The sequence below is a fragment of the Bacteroidota bacterium genome, from assembly GCA_016722375.1.
In the GTDB taxonomy this organism is placed as follows: domain Bacteria; phylum Bacteroidota; class Bacteroidia; order Chitinophagales; family LD1; genus Bog-950.
This window is the reverse complement of sequence record JADKJG010000005.1, coordinates 252332-270142: the sequence shown is the minus strand read 5'-3', so window position 1 is coordinate 270142 and position 17811 is coordinate 252332. Positions and strand designations below refer to the sequence as shown.

Annotated in this window: 17 protein-coding genes and 1 pseudogene; 5 read left to right on the top strand and 13 right to left on the bottom strand. The window is 41.4% G+C overall.

Annotated elements, in window-relative coordinates:
- Positions 1–213: 213 nt before the first annotated feature.
- Positions 214–741 carry a fasciclin domain-containing protein gene (locus IPP77_08550; protein MBL0309708.1) on the top strand — a complete coding sequence of 176 codons (528 nt, stop codon included), beginning with the start codon at positions 214–216 and terminating at the stop codon, positions 739–741.
- 364 nt (positions 742–1105) lie between these two features.
- On the opposite strand, the gene IPP77_08545 is transcribed toward IPP77_08550, so the two are convergent.
- From IPP77_08545 to IPP77_08520, 6 genes are all read right to left on the bottom strand, one after another.
- Positions 1106–1639 carry an NAD(P)H-dependent oxidoreductase gene (locus tag IPP77_08545; protein ID MBL0309707.1) on the bottom strand — a complete coding sequence of 178 codons (534 nt, stop codon included), beginning with the start codon at positions 1637–1639 and terminating at the stop codon, positions 1106–1108.
- Between the two features lie 109 nt (positions 1640–1748).
- Positions 1749–2528 carry a PIG-L family deacetylase gene (locus tag IPP77_08540; protein ID MBL0309706.1) on the bottom strand — a complete coding sequence of 260 codons (780 nt, stop codon included), beginning with the start codon at positions 2526–2528 and terminating at the stop codon, positions 1749–1751.
- Between the two features lie 326 nt (positions 2529–2854).
- A complete protein-coding gene (locus IPP77_08535) occupies positions 2855–3247 on the bottom strand; it encodes a hypothetical protein (protein MBL0309705.1) in 393 nt (130 codons plus the stop codon).
- 306 nt (positions 3248–3553) lie between these two features.
- Complete coding sequence (locus IPP77_08530) at positions 3554–4378, bottom strand: hypothetical protein (GenBank protein ID MBL0309704.1); 825 nt, start codon at positions 4376–4378, stop codon at positions 3554–3556.
- Positions 4379–4524: 146 nt separating this feature from the next.
- A complete protein-coding gene (locus IPP77_08525; GenBank protein MBL0309703.1) occupies positions 4525–5151 on the bottom strand; it encodes a hypothetical protein in 627 nt (208 codons plus the stop codon).
- Between the two features lie 31 nt (positions 5152–5182).
- A complete protein-coding gene (locus tag IPP77_08520; protein MBL0309702.1) occupies positions 5183–6052 on the bottom strand; it encodes a restriction endonuclease in 870 nt (289 codons plus the stop codon).
- A gap of 618 nt (positions 6053–6670) precedes the next feature.
- Between IPP77_08520 and IPP77_08515 the strand changes: the two genes are divergently transcribed.
- Complete coding sequence (locus IPP77_08515; protein MBL0309701.1) at positions 6671–7213, top strand: fibronectin type III domain-containing protein; 543 nt, start codon at positions 6671–6673, stop codon at positions 7211–7213.
- 69 nt (positions 7214–7282) lie between these two features.
- On the opposite strand, the pseudogene IPP77_08510 reads toward IPP77_08515, so the two are convergent.
- Positions 7283–8406: pseudogene (locus IPP77_08510) on the bottom strand (aminopeptidase).
- A 62-nt stretch (positions 8407–8468) separates the two neighbouring features.
- On the opposite strand from IPP77_08510, the gene IPP77_08505 reads away from it, so the two are divergent.
- The 3 genes from IPP77_08505 to IPP77_08495 are packed head-to-tail and all read left to right on the top strand — an operon-like array spanning position 8469 to position 12245.
- Complete coding sequence (locus IPP77_08505) at positions 8469–8984, top strand: DUF4442 domain-containing protein (protein ID MBL0309700.1); 516 nt, start codon at positions 8469–8471, stop codon at positions 8982–8984.
- Between the two features lie 26 nt (positions 8985–9010).
- Positions 9011–11770, top strand: a complete 2760-nt coding sequence (locus tag IPP77_08500) for a HEAT repeat domain-containing protein (GenBank protein MBL0309699.1) — start codon at positions 9011–9013, stop codon at positions 11768–11770.
- Position 11771: 1 nt separating this feature from the next.
- The gene (locus IPP77_08495; GenBank protein MBL0309698.1) at positions 11772–12245 is read left to right on the top strand and encodes a cyclic nucleotide-binding domain-containing protein; all 474 of its coding nucleotides are present in this window, start codon (positions 11772–11774) and stop codon (positions 12243–12245) included.
- Here IPP77_08495 and IPP77_08490 read toward each other — a convergent pair.
- From IPP77_08490 to IPP77_08465, 6 genes are all read right to left on the bottom strand, one after another.
- Positions 12236–12829: an HD domain-containing protein gene (locus IPP77_08490; protein ID MBL0309697.1), complete on the bottom strand. Its 594-nt coding sequence runs from the start codon at positions 12827–12829 to the stop codon at positions 12236–12238. The two genes, IPP77_08495 and IPP77_08490, sit on opposite strands and share 10 nt — an antisense overlap.
- 21 nt (positions 12830–12850) lie before the next feature.
- Positions 12851–14146: an adenylate/guanylate cyclase gene (locus IPP77_08485; protein MBL0309696.1), complete on the bottom strand. Its 1296-nt coding sequence runs from the start codon at positions 14144–14146 to the stop codon at positions 12851–12853.
- Between the two features lie 520 nt (positions 14147–14666).
- Positions 14667–15566 (bottom strand): hypothetical protein, encoded by a 900-nt coding sequence (locus IPP77_08480; protein ID MBL0309695.1) that lies wholly within the window; start codon positions 15564–15566, stop codon positions 14667–14669.
- Between the two features lie 42 nt (positions 15567–15608).
- On the bottom strand, positions 15609–16595 hold the full coding sequence (locus IPP77_08475; GenBank protein ID MBL0309694.1) for a site-specific DNA-methyltransferase: 987 nt from the start codon (positions 16593–16595) through the stop codon (positions 15609–15611).
- Positions 16588–16911 carry a helix-turn-helix transcriptional regulator gene (locus IPP77_08470; GenBank protein MBL0309693.1) on the bottom strand — a complete coding sequence of 108 codons (324 nt, stop codon included), beginning with the start codon at positions 16909–16911 and terminating at the stop codon, positions 16588–16590. The genes IPP77_08475 and IPP77_08470 overlap by 8 nt, the downstream gene beginning before the upstream one ends.
- Positions 16912–17521: 610 nt before the next feature.
- Positions 17522–17776, bottom strand: a complete 255-nt coding sequence (locus tag IPP77_08465; GenBank protein MBL0309692.1) for a hypothetical protein — start codon at positions 17774–17776, stop codon at positions 17522–17524.
- Between the last annotated feature and the right edge of the window lie 35 nt (positions 17777–17811).

The window sequence follows — 17811 nt, the reverse complement described above, 5'->3', positions numbered from 1 at the left end:
TAATAGGACGTAAGTACAGTTTACCCCTTATGGGGAGAAGTCAGATTGGGTTATTCATCCTTTAACCAATTTTATTAACCAATTAAACAAATTTCAACAGAGGTCTCCAGGTCGTTCTCCTCTGAAATCAAAAAATAATTTCAAAGTCGCGAACAAATTTGAACTCTGTGTGTTTTAGATAGTATTAATTAACCAAAACTTAAAAAACAAAGAATGAAAAAGCAAATTTTAACCTTTGCCTCGGCTCTAACCTTAGTGGCAATTATGACAGTTTCTTCCTGCAAAAAAGACGAAACACCCACCCAAACCATTACTCAAATTGCAGCGGGTGACACCACCTTCAGCATTTTAGTGTCGGCATTAACGGATCCCAGGCTTTCCACCAACTATGCTACTGTGTTAAGCGGAGCAGGCCCTTACACCGTATTTGCACCCACTAATGCCGCTTTCAGATCTCTTCTAACGGAATTAGGTGCTACTTCCCTGAACGATCTTCCGGGTGCTACTCTGGAAGCTGTGCTGAAGTATCACGTTGTTTCGGGCAAGGTGTTATCCTCCAGCCTGACCAACGGCCAAGTGGTTAGTCCGCTGCTTACCGGAAAAACATTTACCATTGGTTTGACCGGCGGTGCAAAAATCACTGACGGAAGCGGTCGTGTTGCCAACATCACTACTACAGACCTTGAAGCTACAAATGGTGTCGTTCACGTAATTGACAAGGTATTATTGCCAATGCCATAAATCAGTCCTTCAATATTCCGATAAGGAATAATTTTAATCACCAATGGGGGTTTGGTGGTTAATGCGGGGTTCACGGCTTTTCGTGAGCCCCTTTTTTATTTTCTCAAATCAGAAACTTACCATCCTGATAAATCTTCACTCCATCGGCCCAAATCTCACCTCCGTTTTTCATATCGGTGATCATGTCCCAATGAATGGCGCTTTCATTCATTCCCCCGCACTATTTGTAGGATTGGCCGACGGCCATGTGAATACTTCCACCGATTTTTCCATCGAACAGAATATTGCGGGTGGTTCATTGGGTATTGTAATTGGTTCCAATCGCCACTTTTGGGTAGGTGCTGTTAGCTGCTGGCGTTTTTTTTTAGTTTATTATGTTTTTAAAAGCATCAATAAATTTCATAAAACTCTCTTGTGTTTTTTTGTCCGTAATCTGTCCTTGTTCATTTATTTTCCCCTTTATTCCTTGTATTAATAATGTTGTTTCGTCTGTAAATTTTGTCATTACGGTTTTCATAATCAACTGCAATTCTTCGTGTCCTTTTTGTCCGCTTGCAGAAGCCGTTATAAGTCCGATTGGCTTGTCCGAGAAAACTGTAGTGGAAATGCACCATTCAATTCCATTTTTCAGACCACTTGGTATGCTAAAAACATATTCAGGTGTGCAAATTATAATTCCGTCTGCGTTTTCAATACTTTTTCTAAACTCTGTTATTTCTGTCGGTGTATTGCCTACCGAAAGTTCTGGGTCAAAATGAGGAAGTGTTTTCAAGTCCTTAAAGACTGTCAAATTAAAAACGTCCTTTGTCAAATCAACGAAATTGTCTACGAGCTTTTCGTTTGCAGAATTTCTACTTGCACTTCCAATAATTACAAAAATATTTTTCTTCTCTGTCATATATTTTTGTCTGTTGGTTACGGTCTTTTACGCTTGCAGATTACGTTTGGCAGCTACCCGAAGGGCGGGATTTTTACCACTAAACTTGATTTGAAAAACTAAACTTCCATTAACCACAAAACTGTCTTTGGAAAACGAAACCCCGCCTTTTGTGCATGGAGCGGCTATCGGCGGCTATCTCTCCATAGCTTTTTCCCAACAGCGGATTAAACACACCGACATCCACCTGTACCTGGTCCGGTGAGGTGGTGTTGTTTCCACCGAAATTGAAGGTGTTCCAAAACAAGCGTTTGGTTTTCCAGATTTTCAACTCTTGTAACTGTTCCGGAAACCGGTTGGCATCGGCAGCCGCTTCGAATGCTTCTAAGGCAAGCAGGGCAGAGGCGGTGTGATGACCGTGACCTCCTTCACCGGTAGTAGGGAACCGGCAGATAATAACGTCGGGTTGAAAGCGGCGAATAACGCGGACTACATCACTCAGCACACTATCGTGATTCCAGAATTTCAGTGTTTCCTCCGGGCTCTTTGAATATCCAAAGTCATTGGCACGAGTAAAAAACTGTTCGGCTCCGTCAATTCTTCTGGCTGCGAGCAGTTCTTGCGTGCGCACAAGTCCGAGCAAATCGCCTTGTTCTTTGCCCACGAGGTTTTGTCCTCCGTCGCCGCGAGTGATGGAAAGGTAACCGGTGCGCAGATTCTTTTCTTTGGCTAAATAGGAAAGCAGCCGGGTGTTTTCATCATCCGGGTGAGCCGCTATGTATAATACCGAACCGACGGTATTCAGTTTCTTCAAACCTTGAATAATTTCAGAAGAGCCGGGCTGGGCCACTTGTTGCGCCTGAAGCACAGAAGTCCATAACAGACTAAAGAATAGAATATACCTCATCATAAGGCGGCAAAGAAATAAAAGAAATGGGGTAGAGATGTTAAGAGGTGGTAAGTCGCTTGCGAGCGTGAGCCCCTTTCCGCATCCTGCGTATTTAGTAAAATATTGCCGGGGGCAAATTTATACCGTCACTCAGGAGATGCGAACTACGGCGGGGTGTCATGGGTCTATCCAATCTTAACCCGGGCTGAAACTTCTCTTTGGGCTTGTTGCAGCAGATCTTCGAAAACGGCGACGTGCTTTTGGAAGTGTGCGTAGAGGGTACCCTCCACCGGGTTTCGGGGCGCTGCGTAGAAACAATTATCATCCATTGAATCTTCGTCGTCTATCTATGTTTGATAACCAATTTCTGCGGCTGCTTCCATGAATTGCTCCAGGACTTTGAACGGGTTGATATCCATTTTTTCAATGTGCTGCCTGTAAACAGAGAAACAAAAACACATGGTGAAGGGTTTTTTCTTAGGTCTCAGGTAAACACCTTCCAACGCTTCAATGCATTTTGTGGGCGCGAAACTAACATAGTAATCAAAGCCCTCCGGAAGATAGGCAACGTCGAAATCAAGAAATTTTTCGGGGGGCATATTTACGTATGCCTCGCCTCCATAAAAGGATATTATTCCATCATCATACTTCTTCCCCTTAAACATCACCGACCAGGTATAGGGTCCTTTGTCTTTGGGCGCGGGCACCACATCAAATATGGGGTTGTGGATCTCTTTCATATTGAGGGCGCAATTTTAAGAATGTATTTTTGCTTGTACAATGAAGCCAATAAAGACTTTGCTGGTATAAGTTTAATCCACCCCTTCCGGCGCAGACTACTCCCAGATGAATTCAGGATATGCCGATAGGGCAGCTGAAGAAATGAGGAAGAGATGAATAAACTGGGGGTGAGAAAGAAAGACACAGCGGAAGATTGCCGGGAAATATTCAAAATTGATTTTCAATGGAATATTATTTGTAATTAGCTGTAGTTAGGTTGGCGAAGCACCCATCGGGGCGATAATGAACGCAACGACACTGGTAGATTAAATAGGATCGGCTAACTTATCATTGACTTGACCCATGGCGGAAAGAATATTTTCTACCGGATACATGCTTAATTGAGCTTTGAAGTAATAATCATAGAAGTCTTTCCATTTGCTCTCATTCCCAATTAAGATTTTTGCTTTGTCATCTTCTCTATTAATACAAGCATCATTTAGAACCATTTCTGGAAGATTAGACATCCGAGCAAATGTTTTGGGATCGGTTTTTGATTCTGTTTCGAAATGCGTCAGTACTACAAAATCATTAAGCAAAAATACTTCAGGATTTAGTTTTTTATGAAACGCACTTATTACGCGCTTATTGTCAACTTCAAAATGGGTCAGTAGAGTAAAGCCAACTCGGCAATCGCAATTGTCATCTAAACAAGCGTTCAAATCTTTGCATAATTTTTTTCGCATTGTTTCAAAATGTATTTGTGGCAGAACGTCCATTTGCTCTTCAATCTTTATCCTTAAGCAAAGCCGCCATACAACAGAAAGTAAGAAAGTATAAAACCCCGATGCATCATACTTCCATTCATAAAGAGCTAATTCTTTGGTTAACTCCTTGATAGTAAATTGCCCCTTATATTTCTCTTGTCTAATTTTTTCGACCAATAAAGCTTTGAATTTACTTTCCAGTTTGCCTAATGCATCTTCACAATACGAGCAAAATATGAATTTGCAGGTATGAGAATTCTGGGTTATTGTAGTTTCTTGGTTTTTTAGATTTCCTCTTCCATAATGAACCTCTCCCGTTCCCTCTTTAAAATCAATAGATATTGCTTCTTCTTTGTTCCTATCTCCAATTGCTGACTCAATCATCCAAGTGGGAGTAAAGTGGGATTCAATAGATGAAGCCTTTCTTTCCGGGTTCTGGCAAATTAGGCAAATGTCCTTTGAGGTTCTCATTATTAATTTTCTCTTCGATAGGCATTCTTGCCAACCGTGTCAAAGAAATGTTTTACAAGTTATTCAGCATAGGTATAATGCTTTGTTGGTCTATCCAAAAATCTTTTAGTCGCATTTTTCATATAGAGATTAAAGTCAAAGAAAAATGAAATCATTCCTTCTAACTGTCCTTTCCACTCTTTTAGAAATAATTTATAATCTCCGTCAGACATTCCTTCTCTCCTTCTTAGGTCGACTTGCCCATCTATATTATCCTCCAAATATTTCGTCCAGCGATAGCATGTTTCCATAATCTGACCGTATTCGTACCAGATTAAATTTTCTTCAAAAATTCCTTTATTTAATGATTTAGAAACTAAATTGAAAACCTCAATCATATTCTGAACATCACCGTTCCCACAGCCGCCCTCAGAAAACATTGTTTCTATATAATCCTTTCGTCCATTGTCTAGATGAAACTCATTTTCGGGAACCCCTATCGGATTATTTGCGTGAAATAAGCTGACAAAAGTCTCTATTTGATCTTTGCTGATATGCTTCCTTAAATATTCTAAGGTCTTATAGGTGTTATCAAGTTTTCTTTGACGGGTATTGTCAATAAATGTTTTTATGGTAACAATTGCGCCAACTGTACCAAGAATTAAAATCACCCAGTTTCTAATTTCAGCAAGGTTCTCTACTGTCATAAACTTTACAATATATTTCGTTCATAGATTCTCATTCTATCACTTGTTCACTTTCAGGCTTTTCATGTTTCACCTTTCCTGGAATAACATTGATCATTATATTCTCCAGCTTTCGGATATTCTTGCTTTCTAGTTCTATAGGAGAAAACATGACAGCATAAAAAATGAAATCCTCAAATTCTACAAACCCAGTGTACTCCGGAGCTGGATAGGTTGGGATTGTTACTTTGCGCAATGCGGTTTTATTTCTTTCTCGCTTTATGGTCGGCACCATTTCGATTTGTGCTTCTAATCCATCAAACGTTGCGAGTTGAATTTTTAGCAAATCATCCAAGGACACATTTTTAATCCTTCTATCCCAAAAATTTACGTACATCCACTCTCGCTTATCCGCTGCTTCTTCAAAAGTTAGTCCCCTTTGATATATTAGAGCAAGCCAATCATTTTCTTTTGTTCTATTATCAATAACACAACCAAAAGGGGCTGGCAAAAAGACACTTATATCTCCAGCGAAAGGGAATGCTAAAAAACCGTGATATTCTTTTAGTTCTTTGAAATTCAAGATATCGAGTTCGACATCACTTGGATCATTGTAGGCTCTTTTGATTGCTGCATTTGTATAGCCTTCTTGGGTGATAAGTAATCCTTTATGTACACCTATATCTGCTAACATTCCAATAAAGCATTCGACATCCTTAACATCAATTTTCTGATTAAAAAATTTTGCGTCGATAACAATAGTAATACGATTTCCAGCGACGTAATCCTGAATCAGAATATCAATCTGCCTATTAATTAAGGAATATCTTCCTTTTAATTTGGTATCACTAGTGATTTCAGCTTTTGGAAACTCTCTTTTAAAAATTGCATAGATTTCCTTTTCGTACTTCCGCCAATCCATATTCCTCCCGCCGTTTCCGGTGTTTAGTTCATCAAGTGAAAATAACCATAAGAACCTCACCCACAACCCAGCCCCAAAGGGCATCTCTCCAGAATCCGCAGCTTTTGTTCCGAAGTTCATGGTCTTTGCTCCAAAGTTCATGGGATTTGTTCTGAAAGCTATGGCTTTTATACCAAAGTCCAAGGACTCTATTTCGAAGTTCGCGGCTTTTGTTCTTGAGTTCATTGCATTTGTCTCAAAGTTCATGGACTTTGTTCCAAATGCCACGACTTTTGTTCCGAAGTTCAGGGACTTTGCTACAAAGTTCAGAGCTTTCGCTCCTATGTCGCTGGCATAGCAGAAAAAGACTGTCTGCATCGGGTACAAAACAAAGCAGGTATTTTATAAAAGCGCTGTAATAACGAAACAGAAGAAAGTGGATGGTGTATATTTATGGTATGCCTTATTCATCTACGCATACACCGCGATGCATGATAACCGCATAGAGGGAAATGAAGTCCCGCTTGAAAAAACTTCTGTATTTTTTTAACCAAAAACATAGATATGGCGAAAATTAAAATTGGATTTTCGAGGCTGAGAACAGCGGATCAGATTGACCGCGCGTATCACATCGTATCCATGATGACGGGAAATTTGAGTTTTCCGGCACCTTCTCCCACGCTGCCTAATGTCAAGACAGCCACGGATGCTCTGCTTGTTGCCTATAATGAGGCAAAAGATTTGGGCAAGACCAAAACCTACATTATGCGCCAGAGGCGGGCTGCGTTGCTTGCGCTGATCAGCAGACTGGCTGCGTATGTACAGGATGTTTCGGACGGAGTGGGAACGGTTATCCTATCCAGCGGATTCGGCGTAACAGCCGAGCCCCGACCTCTTGCACCAGTGGGCATGGTGTTGCACCTGCGCCTGAGGGGCGGCAAGTTTCCCGGAAGTATTCATGCAATTTGGGACAAGGTGATTGGTGCCGGCGCTTATGCGGTGGAGATTTCTGACGAGGGTCCGTCACCGGATTCTTTTTACCTCCACAAGATAGTGTTGTCCAGCCGATGCGATATTATCCATCTGGAACCGGGCAGGATGTACTGGGTACGTGTGTATGCCGTGGGTCGCCTTGGATACGGAGAGGTGAGTGGTGTTTGCGTTGCACACGCAACTCTGTAAATTTTTCTGGTGCATCATCCCGCGAAAAGCGGGATGGTGACCCGTGCCTACTGCGAGTGTAGCGGAGTGCTAAATCAAAAACTTCCCGTCCTGATAAATCTTCACTCCATCCGCCAGGATTTCTCCTCCATTCTTCATGTCGGTAATCATATCCCAGTGGATGGTGCTTTCATTTTTTCCGCCGCATTGTTTGTAGGATTGCCCCACCGCCATGTGGATGCTTCCGCCGATTTTTTCATCGAATAGAATGTTTCGCGTGGTGCGCTGAATATTATAGTTCGTGCCGATAGCCACCTCACCCCATTGACGGGCACCTTCTACCGAAAAAACCTTGTCGAGAATTTCTTTCCCCTGCTCGGCATCCCATGTCACAATCAGTCCATCTTTCACTTCGAGCGAAATGCCGGTTACATCTTTACCCATATAAATAGTAGGATAGCTGAATTTCACTTTCCCATTCATACTGTCTTCCACCGGTGCACTGAATACTTCGCCGCTGGGCATATTAGCTCGACCATCGCTGTTCATCCACTTTCTTCCTTTCACAGAAAATGAAATATCCATATCCGGGCTTTTGTATTGAACCTTGTCCACTTTATTCAGGTAGTCCACATAAACCTGTTGTGTCTTGCGCATTTCCAACCACTTCGCCACCGGATCGGCTTCATACAAATTGCAGCTTTGATAAACAAACCTTTCATATTCTTTGAACCCAGTTCCGCATCATCGGCGGCAGCTTTAGTAGGATACTGGCACAAGCATCTACGCATAGAGCCATTGCCAATCCGTTCAAAATATATTTTGTTCAACTCCTGTTGGGCCTTCTGATAGATTTTGAATTTTTCAGGTTGTTCAATGTTTACTTCGTCACTTCCTTTTTCAAAAGATGCTTTGATGTTGAGATAGCAATCGAAATGTTCCATCACATGTTTCCGCATGGGGTTCACCCAAGATAGCTGGTGTTCTTCTCCATATTGCAAAGCAAGTTCACCAATACCATTTAATTCAACATTCAACACCGGAATTCCTCCGGCGAGATAAATTTCTTTCACCACTTCACGTAGCAGCGGTTCGGCGAGATAAGAAGAAGACACAAAAACCTTGTCATTCTTCTTTACATCCAGACAGTAGTTGATGAGCAGCCGGGCGTATTTTCCATGAATCTCTGTATTTGCTTTAGTGCTTGTCGTCATAAATCATTTGTTTTGAGGGGGCGAATTGATATAAAAGAATCTATAGAACAAAATGCAGGAGCATGGAACTGTTTAAAACTGAAAGAAAAGAGTCGGGCGGAACGACCTTGTTGCGCTGGGCATACAATTTCTGGCCTTGTATTTTTTGCAGTGGAGGTAGGGTGACTTTTATTGCTGCTGATTTCAAAGAAGTACATGTGCGCCTTTCTTTAAACTTGCGGACCGTAAACCGGGTGGGAACAATTTTTGGTGGTAGTATTTATAGTTCGATTGATCCGCACTTTATGCTCATGTTCATGAGGATTCTGGGAAAGGATTATGTGGTATGGGATAAAGCAGCCCATATTCGGTTTCTTCGTCCGGCGACGGAAAAAATGAAGTGTCGGTTTTTGATTCAGGATGAAATGATAGATGAAATACGACAACAGGTGGCGATGAAAGGTGAATATGTTTTTGATTTGCCCCTAAAATTTGAAGATGAAAGTGGTAAGGTATATGCCGCTATCAATAAGACTTTATACGTTGCCAGCAAAGAGTTCTATCAGAAAAAAATAGAGGCCAAACAGAATAAAAACTAAATTAGCTTCCACAGGGGACCGACTCTATGAAAAATAAAATTCTCCATTTGTTCAACATCCGACAGGAGGAGGCGTGGCTGGTAAATAATCTGTTTTGGCTACAGTTTTTTCAGGGGGCCGGAGTAGCGATTTTCAATACGGTAGCGTTTGCGCTTTTTCTGCAACATTTTGCTGTTCATGAATTGCCCAAGGTTTATCTGTTCTCTGCCCTTTTATTATTTATAACGGGCTTCGCATACAGCAAGGTGGAACATGCGCTGTCTATCAATAAACTGGTTCCCCTTGTCATTGTTTTTATCGGCCTGAGCATTTTTGCTTTTTATGCGCTCTATCAAAACTCGGAGAATGTCTGGTTTTTGTTCCTGATGTTTAGCTGGTATTACGTTATCTATCTCCTCAGCAATTTAGAGTTCTGGGGCTTGGCTGCTCTTCAGTTTGACATCCGGCAGAGCAAACGACTATTTGGTATGATAGGCGCGGGGGATATTCCTGCCAAGTTGATTGGTTATTCAGCGGTGCCAGCGCTGATAAAAATTTTTAGTAGCAGCGGGATGCTGGTGGTGGCGGGGGGGTCCATTCTGATTTCATTGATCTTCTTTTTCAGGCTCCAACGTTCAGGGATATTAACCGTTCATGTAGCACATACACACCAACACCACCGCGCCCATAAAGTCACCGTGAGTTGGCAGGAAATGTTGAAAGGATTTTTCGGTAATCGGATGATTGCCCTAGTGGCCTTTCTTTCTTTTATCATCGTTACCTGCGTAACGATTATCAGCTTTTCGTTCTACTCAGAAATTAAACACCAGATGAAGACCGATGTGCAATTGGCCAGTTTTATCGCAGCCTTTTACGCCGGTGGTAGAATCCTGGCTATTTTTATTCGTCTGATTTTAACCGGAAGATTAACCAACGTGTTGGGCACAAGAGGGTCTCTGCTGATCAGCCCAATTATTCTTTTTGTTTTTCTGTTTGCCATTATAGCCCTTCCCTTATTTACCGAAAATCATTCCGCCTTGCTTTATCTATTCGGAATGATGATGATCATTACCGAAGTATTAAAGACCTCCCTGCAAGACCCGGTTTTCCTTTCGCTCATGCAGCCTCTTTCATCTTCTCTGCGCCTGAAAGGACATACCATCGTGAAGGGCGTGATGGACCCATTCGCACTGGCCTTCAGCGGTTTTATGCTTTACTCACTGATAAAACTTTCCGGCGGAGTGGATTTGTATTTGCTCAGCTATTTGTTGTTCACGCTACTCATTGTTTGGGTCATTATGATATTTGTAGTGGATCGGCAGTACGTACAAACCTTAGTGACGGCTCTGGATAAACGCTATTCCATTGGACAAGAGATGGATATGAATAGTGAACAAACTCTTGCTGTGTTGAAGTCGAAAATTAGCGACTGCAAGCAAGGAGAGGCTATCTATATTCTGAACCTGATTGAAAAACAATATGCTGAAGACAAGGAAGAGATAGTATTGAAAGCCTTAGAACATCCCATGACCGAAGTGAGGATGGAAGCCATTAAATTAGCAGAACGAAAAAAGGTTTATGCCGCCTTGCCCTACATTGAAAAAATCATAGCGGCGGGAACGGAAACAGGGCTGCTGCCCGAAGCGGTGAAGGCTAAATGTATGTTGCTTCCTGACGAGTCAGAAAATTTGGATGTGTATGTAAAAGACGCAGACCAGCGGCTGATGAAATCGGCCATTATCGGATTAATGACCAGCGGGGGTATCGGAGCGGTGGTTACCGCCGGTCAGCGCCTGCTTCAACTGATTAGTTCGGTGGATAGCAAGGAACGAAAAATGGGAGCTGAAATCATTGGTGAGTTGGGAGTAGATTCCTTCTACAAGCCTTTGCTCACTTTGCTCAAAGATGAAGATGTTGCGGTGCAAAAGGCGGCCATCATTGCTTGCGGATCGGTGCGAAACGCGCGGACGGTTCCTCCGTTGCTGGATCTATTTCTACAAAAAAAGCATGAAGGAATTATTCTGGATGCACTGCGCCACATTGGAAATATCGCCTTGCCTCAATTAGAAAGCACATTGACCGGCACCTCACTGAGTCGCCAACAAAAAACCAAATTGATTTTACTTCTCGGAAAAATTGGTACAGCGGAAGTTTCTGAAATTCTCGATAAATTGGTGTGGAAATTACCCTCCTTTCAGATAGATATTTTCCATGCACTGCATTTATGTGCGTTTAAAACAAACCCCCATAACCGCGAGGGACATATCGCCCTCATGAATCAATATACTACATCTGCCATTGCCATTATCTTTATGATTCAAGAATTAGAAAAAAATTCTACGGCACAGCTATTAATTGATGCGCTTTACTTGGAGTTGCAAGAAATCAGAAATGCACTATTGTTACTTTTCTCCTTCACATATAACCGGGAAATGATGATGAAAGCTAGAAGCGCTTTCCAGTTTAACAAAAAGGAAAGTATCGCTAATGCCTTTGAGGTGATCGAAATTGAGGTGCCCAAAGAAATAGCGCAGAAATTTATCCGCATATATGAGCCGGCATCCATCGCTGAAAAGTGTGCCGGATTAAGAGAATATTTTAAACAGCCTTTGAGCTATCCGGGCATTATTGATACCATACTAAGCAACAAAAAACACCCCTTCCATCGGTGGACAAAAGCAACCGCTTTGCACTCGACGTTATATTATCGAAGTCCAGAAAAACAAAACTGGCTGAATGCGGTGAAGGACGATTCGGATATCTTACTGCTGGAAGTGGCTCAAAAAATTAAATCAGAACTAAACTAAAATGTCAAGCAAGAACCCTCCTTTTGAATCGCGCCTTATCCTGATCGAGAAAGTGCTGCTGCTAAAATCCCTAAGCCTGTTTGAAGAAACACCCGAAACGGTGTTGGCAGAAGTAGCGGAGATTTTGGAAGAAGTAGAATATGAAGAAGGGCAAAATATTTTTCATGAAGGCGACCTAGCCAATAGCATGTATATCATTTTTAAAGGAGCGGTCAATATTCATAAAGGCAGTCATAGCCTGGCCATTCTGAAGGAGAATGATTTCTTCGGTGAGTTGGCCTTGCTCGATACCGAAACCAGGTCTGCCAGCGCCACGGCTCAATCAGAAACCTTTCTGCTTAAAATTGATCAGGAACCTTTTTACGAATTGATGGAAAGCCGTATAGAAGTAGCGAAGGGAATCATTAAAACCTTATGCCGGAGATTGAGAGCCTTGAACGAGAAATCTGCCAAGCAGAACAACGCTCAATCATAGGAATTCACGATACTGATAATTTCTTCCAGATGTTTTTCCTTCTCAGCCTCGCGGTTCTTTTTGCAAAAGTCTGTAAAGTATTTGTGGGTCCTTAGAAAGTTCATCTGGATGATATTCCATTGCCGCTCACTCTCTAAATTCAGATAGATCTTCATTTCGTCATAAAGAGTTTTCCCTATCTTTTTGAATTTATCTGTCCCCAAATAGTCTAAGTCTGAATCAGCGATAATCCGCTCTAATTTGGTTTTAGGGTTCTGCGGAATTTTTGTGGCCATAATCATCCCACAAATAGTCTGAAGATCAGCCGAATTAAATCCAAATCTGGTCAATTCCGTTTCCGCTATTTCACAGCCCTTCTCCTCATGGCTCTTATAAACTTTCGTAAAACCAATATCATGAAACAGGACCGCCACCTTGAGCAAAAACATTTCCTCTTCCGAAAGGTTTTCCTCTTGTCCAATCTGCTCGGCAGATCTCAAAACATCTAAAGTATGATGATACCCGTGGTAATATAAATCCTTAGGCAATTCAGACTTTAGTTTTGCGATTACATATTCTTCAATCTTCTGATAATTCTTCTTCACGCAGTAAAAATATATTGTGGATTAAACAAAACCCGTAGCTTTTTCAACGAAGTACATGTCAATTTCTCCTTTATTCTTCGCTTCAATCTTGCCCCGATGAACACAGGCGAACTTGTCCTTTACCAATTCATAAGTCGCTCCTGATATGTTTATTTTACCCGCTTCGCTGGTCTGCTCCATTCGGGCAGCCATATTCACGGTATCGCCCCAGATGTCATAGGCAAACTTTCTAATTCCAATCACCCCCGCTACTAATTGTCCGGTGTGGATGCCTATCCGAAATTCAAAAGGAATTTTTCCAACGGCCTCGCGCTCTCGTTTAAGTTTGCCAATTTCATATTGAAAATCAAGGGCGGCCTGCACCACCTCATGCGGATTGACATCATTCTTTGTAGGGACGCCACCCGCACATACATACGTATCGCCAATGGTTTTGATTTTCTCTATCCCATACTTTTCTATCACCAAATCAAATCGTTCGAAATAGGCATCCAGGCCCTCAATCAGGTCATCGGGTGATAAGATTTCGCTGATGGCTGTAAAGTTTTTAATGTCGGCAAAAAGTACAGTGGCTTTGGCATAGTTGCGCGCCTGTGTTTTGCCATGCTCTTTTAATTCCTGCATCACCTCCACCGGCAAAATATTCAACAACAATTCATCGCTGCGTCTTTTTTCTTCTTCAATGACTTTATTTTTCCCGGACAACTCCTTGATAGATCGTTGACGGGTAACGAGCAAAGCGCCTAATACCACAAAGAAAGACAACAACAAAGCAGCCGCTATAATATACCAACGGTTGCGTTGATCCTGTGCATCTATTTCCATTTGCTGGTTGTGCAATAGCAAATTCTGCATTTTGACACTATCCTCTTGGTGAAGCAATGCTTCTTTTGTTCTGTGAACCACCAACTCAGATTCCTGCAATTGGCTTTGCGTTATCGCTAACCTCGCTTTAGCCGAATCAATCAATGCATCGGTCTCGATCAGTTCATGCTGCTTCACATCTAGCTCACTCTTTGCACGAGCCAAATCTACTCGGGCCTGGCTTGCATCCAGATGCGCCCGTTCGGCCTCCTGTCTGCTGCTTTGAATTTGAATGGATTTTTGCTGATTGTCCTGATTCAGTTTCTTGATCTCCTGTTGCGACGATTGCGTATTCCATTCAGTTTGCTGCTGTATGGTTTTTTGCTCTTCTATCATCTGCTTCTTCAATTTGCGCATTTCCTCAACTTGCGTCGCTTTAGAATCGCCCGGTGTTTGTGCCCGAATTTGGAAAGAGAAAAAGAGAAAAACGGAAAGAAAAAAGATTTTTCTCATGAGTTTGGCAGATGCCTTAAGGACCTATCAGAAATGAAAGTAAAGGAAATCCGGCACTTATAATAACCAAACTCATAAATTTACTTTCGCTCTCCAGTTGCGAAGCATTGAGGCCTCTGCGCTAAGCTAGTTTACCCAACTGGGCGCAGGCCGTGCCCATAAGCGTTCGAAACATGATAATCTGTGGCTAAAGCCAACCCCCTTCACACACACTACTCCGCCATGAATGGCGGTTTATAACACCACGCTTCAGCGCGGTTAGAACTGGCTCTTATTAAATGGCTTTAGCCTTGATACTTAGACTAAAACAATAAGGTTTCGAACACTTATAAGTTGCAAATTTGCAGGACGTAGGCACAGCCTAAGCCCAGTTAGGCTGATAGAAGTGTGTGCTTTGTATTGAGGGGTCTGCCGGCCCAAGTTTGCAGTGTCAGCGTGCGGTTGCTTACACTCCTTTTTTATTTTTTCTGCGGTTGCACTGTGCGTTGCAAAAAATAAAATGTGAGTGCAAATGCGTTGGCTATATGAATTTCCAAATGTCTTCAATGAGTAAGTTGTCAAATGTTTTTATGTGGTCTTTCAAAATACTTTCTGTTCTCATGTTCGGTCTGATGTCGCAATAATAAACTCCGTCAAGCGGATTTAACTTTACTGTGTAACCTTTGAAATGTCCTGGAAGAAAGGTCGCACTTACGCCATACTCATTTTCTCGTTTTGTGTTTTTCCTTTGAACATCATTCAAGAAAATTGCAATGTGTGGTGTTGCTTTTTCAGTGAGTTTGTTGTAAAGAAACTTGTCAATGAAAATTTTATCAATTCGGTCTTTGCTCGATGTTTTAATTGAGCCAATAACTTTTACATCTCCTTCTTTCTCAATAATTAAATCGTGCTGATAATTCATATTGAACTGCGGCTCGCTGTCAACGATTACTGGAATTTGAATTACACCTGCATTGCAAGTAATTCCAATTTCACGAATGATTAAGCGAATGAAATGTTCAAACAAATCGCCATTCAGTTTTCTTGCAGTGTTTGATTGCCCTGCCGGTAAACCGTCCAAAGCTGAACCTACAGATTGTTGTATGGTGTATGTTGCATTGTTTAAGATGTTACGAATTGCTTCATCTTTTTTGTCAATGGTTTTTATGCTGCGCAATATTTTCAAAAACTCTTTTGATGTTTTTAAAAATGCTTTCGCGTCATACATCAATTTTGAATTAATTGGTCTTGTAATTTGAAAATTTCCTTCTTTCTTGTATTGATAAAAGCAATAGTGATTTTCATTTTGTGAAACGATTGTTGCTTGCAAATTGTCGCTGATGAAATTCAAGTACTCATCACAAAATGCGATGTATGCTTTCAAGTCAACGAAGTTGCTTTTGTCTTTAGCTTTGTTTACGAGTTGTTTTAAGTTACTCACAGTATAATTTTATTTTAAAGGTGTTCGTGAATGCTTCGCATGTCATCTTATAGAGTTGCGTCTTTTTTGATTTTCAAAATCATATTTAATCCATTTGTCAATGCTCCAATCTTCAACTAATTCAATTCGATTTGATGCCCAATCCAAATACTCTGGCGATAAGTCGCAAGACAACCATTTGCGTTGAAGTTGCTCTGCACAAACAGGAGTTGTTCCACTTCCGCAAAATGGGTCAAGCACTGTGTCGCCAATGTTGGATGATGCCAAAATAATTTTTCGTAAAAGTTCTTCCGGCTTCTGTGTTGGGTGTGGAGTCTTTTCGTGCATCCCGTTACAAGTTGTTGGCACTTCAATAATGTCTTGTGGAATTTCTAAAACATCTTTTGGTTTTGCTCCAAGCGGATTTGGTTCCCAAATATGATTTCCATTTTTTCCGTTGTTGTATTGACTTGTCTCCGCTTGCGGATGGCTCGGATATTTCAAAGTGTGTTCGCTGTATGGAATACGGATCTCGTCAATGTTGAAGGTAAAATTTTTTGTCTTACGAAAATGCAAAATACTTTCGTGGCTTCGTCCCCAATCACTTCCGAGGTTTGCTTTGTTTTTGTAATTCCAAATAATCCATCTGCACGATTTAAAAAGTTTTGAAGCCGGATGTTTTAAGTCTGCAAGAATTTCAGAGAAACCGCAAATGAAAAGTGTGCCTGTCGGTTTCAAAACTCTTGCAGCTTGTTCAATCCAGTGCATCGAAAATTTTATGTATTGCTCTTGACTTTCAAATGTGTCCCAATCTGCTTTCTTTATGTTGTAAGGTGGGTCGGCAAAAATTAAATCAACACTTTCTGTCTGCAACGATTTGAGCCAAGCAATACTATTGCCTTGCCAAAGTTCTCCGTGTGGGTGCTGGTAAAACAAAATTGGTTCTTCGTTTTGCTTTTGTGAAAAGTCAGCAAGTAAGCGTTCACCTTTCAGTTGCACTTCACCAAAAAATGTCGGGAGTTCTGTGTTTCTTATTAATGTTTTACCCATTGCGTTGTGTTTTATAGTAAGATACTTTTTGTTCTGCCACTTTCAAAATTTCTAAGTCCGCTTCTTCGTCTAAAATTTTGTAAGCGATTTGGTCGCTTAGAAATTCGTTTTGTAATTCTTTCAAGTCAACCTTGAAATAGCTTGCTACTTCTTTGATGAGTTGTTTGGTCGGTTGTCTTTCGTTGCGTTCAATCTTTGCAAGTAGCGAAGGGTCAATGCCAAGCTGAGATGCAACTTCTCTCAAAGGCAACCCCGTTTCTGCTCTCAATGTTCGGAGGTGTTCCCCAAATGACTTGAATTTCTGTTTAGCTAGCATCAGGACAATTTTTGTCCAAAGATATAAATTGGAAATTTATGGACAATAAAAGTCCACAAAAAGTTATTCACAAACGTCAAGCGGTCAATGGTGTGGTTGGGCAAAATAAAATGTGAAGCAATTGTGTGTCGGCTTTATGGGTGGCGTTGCTTCTCTTTTTATTTTGCGAAGCGTTGGTATTTATTTCTCGTTTGTCTGTCTAATGTTAGCACTGTCGTCTTTTAGGGTGAGGCATAACTTGTTTATGCCCGCATCTCTTTCCCCAAAGGGTGCAGGTATCCCAGCCAAGCAAATTTATAATTTTTACAAATCGAGGTCACCCAAAGGACTCTTTATTTCTCCTATCTTCTTGCTGCTTATCCGAGCTATATAGATTCATAGTTTCCAAACTATTCAGTCCCTAAATAGATCACTTACAGAGGATTATGTCATTCGATCAAAAACAGGAGCTAGTTTATCTTATGCCAAACATCTATGATAGATAAGCGGAAGAGACAGATTGTATTTCACCTCTTTCAGCTTTTCCATCAAACATGAATTAAAACAATCATAATATGCCATCCTTTCGTATTTTTCTGTTAATTCATGGATTTTCCGCAAATATCCAGACTCATTCTGTCACAGAATGAGGCAAAACCGCGACAGAATGAGGGAAGTTCGTGACGGAATTAGGACAAGTCGCCGCGAAATTAGGGAAGTCCAACACAGAAATACCTAAGTCCGGCGCAGAAATAGGGAAGTCCATCACGGAAATAGGTAAGTCTGTGAGAGAAATAGCTATTTCTGAGGCGGAAATAGGCAAATCTGTGTCAGAAATAGGCAAGTCCGCCACGGAAACAGGCAAGTTAGCGGCAGAAATACCCAAGAATATGGTGTAGATAAGGAGGCCTTTAAGGGAAA

Coding starts and splice junctions, on each gene's coding strand:
- IPP77_08550 (MBL0309708.1), top strand. CDS start 214: ATGAAAAAGCAAATTTTAACCTTTGCCTCGGCTCTAACCTTAGTGGCA.
- IPP77_08545 (MBL0309707.1), bottom strand. CDS start 1,639: ATGACAGAGAAGAAAAATATTTTTGTAATTATTGGAAGTGCAAGTAGA.
- IPP77_08540 (MBL0309706.1), bottom strand. CDS start 2,528: ATGATGAGGTATATTCTATTCTTTAGTCTGTTATGGACTTCTGTGCTT.
- IPP77_08535 (MBL0309705.1), bottom strand. CDS start 3,247: ATGAAAGAGATCCACAACCCCATATTTGATGTGGTGCCCGCGCCCAAA.
- IPP77_08530 (MBL0309704.1), bottom strand. CDS start 4,378: ATGATTGAGTCAGCAATTGGAGATAGGAACAAAGAAGAAGCAATATCT.
- IPP77_08525 (MBL0309703.1), bottom strand. CDS start 5,151: ATGACAGTAGAGAACCTTGCTGAAATTAGAAACTGGGTGATTTTAATT.
- IPP77_08520 (MBL0309702.1), bottom strand. CDS start 6,052: ATGGATTGGCGGAAGTACGAAAAGGAAATCTATGCAATTTTTAAAAGA.
- IPP77_08515 (MBL0309701.1), top strand. CDS start 6,671: ATGATGACGGGAAATTTGAGTTTTCCGGCACCTTCTCCCACGCTGCCT.
- IPP77_08505 (MBL0309700.1), top strand. CDS start 8,469: ATGGAACTGTTTAAAACTGAAAGAAAAGAGTCGGGCGGAACGACCTTG.
- IPP77_08500 (MBL0309699.1), top strand. CDS start 9,011: ATGAAAAATAAAATTCTCCATTTGTTCAACATCCGACAGGAGGAGGCG.
- IPP77_08495 (MBL0309698.1), top strand. CDS start 11,772: ATGTCAAGCAAGAACCCTCCTTTTGAATCGCGCCTTATCCTGATCGAG.
- IPP77_08485 (MBL0309696.1), bottom strand. CDS start 14,146: ATGAGAAAAATCTTTTTTCTTTCCGTTTTTCTCTTTTTCTCTTTCCAA.
- IPP77_08475 (MBL0309694.1), bottom strand. CDS start 16,595: ATGGGTAAAACATTAATAAGAAACACAGAACTCCCGACATTTTTTGGT.
- IPP77_08470 (MBL0309693.1), bottom strand. CDS start 16,911: ATGCTAGCTAAACAGAAATTCAAGTCATTTGGGGAACACCTCCGAACA.